This is a genomic window from Candidatus Infernicultor aquiphilus, assembly GCF_002784285.1.
Taxonomy (GTDB): domain Bacteria; phylum Atribacterota; class Phoenicimicrobiia; order Phoenicimicrobiales; family Phoenicimicrobiaceae; genus Infernicultor; species Infernicultor aquiphilus.
Genome location: NZ_PFKO01000379.1, coordinates 1,017 through 3,108, shown reverse-complemented (window position 1 = coordinate 3,108; position 2,092 = coordinate 1,017). Strand labels below are relative to the sequence as shown.

The 2,092-nt window shown below is 31.1% G+C and carries 2 protein-coding genes; both read left to right on the top strand.

The window, feature by feature from the left end; all coding sequences use genetic code 11:
• On the top strand, nucleotides 1-274 hold a 274-nt coding region (locus COZ07_RS10580), incomplete at its 5' end, for a glycosyltransferase (RefSeq protein WP_406608530.1).
• A gap of 193 nt (nucleotides 275-467) precedes the next feature.
• A complete protein-coding gene (locus COZ07_RS10575) occupies nucleotides 468-1,727 on the top strand; it encodes an ROK family protein (protein ID WP_406608529.1) in 1,260 nt (419 codons plus the stop codon).
• The last annotated feature ends 365 nt before the right edge of the window (nucleotides 1,728-2,092 follow it).

The window sequence follows — 2,092 nt, the reverse complement described above, 5'->3', positions numbered from 1 at the left end:
AGAAGGATTTGGATTGGTGATTACTGAGGCATTATGGAAAGGAAAACCGGTAGTAGCAGGTAATGTAGGTGGAATCCCCTTACAAGTAGATAATCGTCGTACCGGATATTTAGTTGGTGGCATTTCTGAATGTGCTGAAAGGGTTATATATCTTCTAAGGAATTCAGAGATTGCAGATAAGATGGGTATTTCAGGGAAAGAATATGTTAGAAAGAATTTCTTAATTACTCGTCTTTTAAAGGATTATCTGAGTTTATTTAATAGTTTAAAATAGAAATAATATCTTCCAGATTTTCCCTTCATTTTTTCTCATTAAAAAAAGTTGAAAAAAAATTTTTAAAAAAGAAGGATTTTTTACCAGTGATGTAGAATAGTGATATAAGATACTTGCTTCAGTGAATAAAGTATCTTTACCAAAGGTTTAATAAATAGAAGGGAGTATAACAAACAAAAAGATTTTTAGAATTATGGATAATATTCGTCGAGGCAATAAACAATTAATCAAAGAAATAAATAGATCCTTAGTGGTTAATACAATTTTGAATTTTGGGCCAATTTCTAGAACCAAAATTTCAGATATTACCAGCCTGGGGTTGTCCACTGTTTCTAATATTGTGGCAGATTTAATTAAAAAAGACTTTATCTATGAAACAGGAGAAGAAGAGTCCAGTGGAGGAAGAAGACCAATTTTAATTGAATTTAATTGTAATGATAGATTTATATTGGGAGCAAAAATTGGGCTAGATGGTATAGTTATTAGTTTAATTAATATGAAATCACTCATTTTAGATAAAATTTTCACCCCCAGTCCGGTTGGTCAAAATGAAAATACCATATTAAAAGTTTTAATAGAAGTAATTCAGGATTTAATTAATCGAAATGGAGTTAAAGCAGACAAAATAATTGGTTCTGGAATTGGAGTTTCTGGTCTAGTTAATCAGAAAAAAGGGATTTTACTGTCCTCTGAAATATTAGGTTGGAGAGGAATTAGATTCAGAGAATTTCTGGAAAAGGAATACAATTTTCCTGTTTTTGTGGATAAAGATGTAAATACTCTAACTTTAGCAGAAAAACGTTTTGGGGTCGGAAAAAATATAAAAAATTTTGTTTGTATTGCCGTTGGTAAAGGAATTGGAGCAGGTATCGTAATTAATGGGGACATATATCATGGAAGTTATGGAGGAGCAGGGGATTTTGGTCATATAGTTATAGATAAGGATGGCCCACTGTGTTATTGTGGAAAAAGAGGATGTTTGGAAACTTTTTCAGCAGATAAATTTATTATTAATAAGACTAAAGAGGCTATACTTAATAATCAAAAAACTTTGGTGAGAGAGTTTATAAAAGAAAGAGGAGGATTAGATTCTATTACCATAGATATGACCCTTGAAGCTGCGCGAAAAGGAGACGAAACAGCCAGAAATATTTTTCAAGAAGCAGGGACAAATTTAGGTATTGGAGTGGTTAACCTTATTTCTCTTTTTGATCCCGAATTAATTGCAGTAGGCGGGGAAGGAGCTAAAGCTGGTGAGTTAATCTTTCAACCAATGCGAGAAGTAATAAAAAATAATTTTCCTCTAAAGAAAGAGATTAAGATTAGCCCTATTCAACTTGGTGAAGATGGATGGCTTATTGGGGCAGCTGAGTTAGTATTAAGTGAAGTTTTCAGAAATCCTATTTTTAAATCTAAAGGAAAAGTGGTAATTAAATCTGCTTTCCATTGGTAAAATAATAAAAATTCAGGAATCAAATTTATATCTCGTATCTCGTGAATAAGATTGAGTGCTCCTCTCGCCATGACAGAGTATATAATAAATTAATAAATAATAACTTAGAATTCGAAAACGGATAACTGTTAACTAAAAACTTGTATTTAAAACTAAATACCAACGACTAACGACTATATACTGATTAAACAGCTAACTAAGTAACTAATTAACCAAAGGGAAAGGAGGTGCTATGTGTTATAGAGTAGAAATCAGAAATTGAGAAGCATATATTTTAAAAAAATAAAGGAGAAATAAAAATGTTTAAGAAAATTACCTTTACATTATTAGTAGTGTTATTAATCGGAATGCTTACTTCAAGCGTA

Coding starts and splice junctions, on each gene's coding strand:
- COZ07_RS10575 (WP_406608529.1), top strand. CDS start 468: ATGGATAATATTCGTCGAGGCAATAAACAATTAATCAAAGAAATAAAT.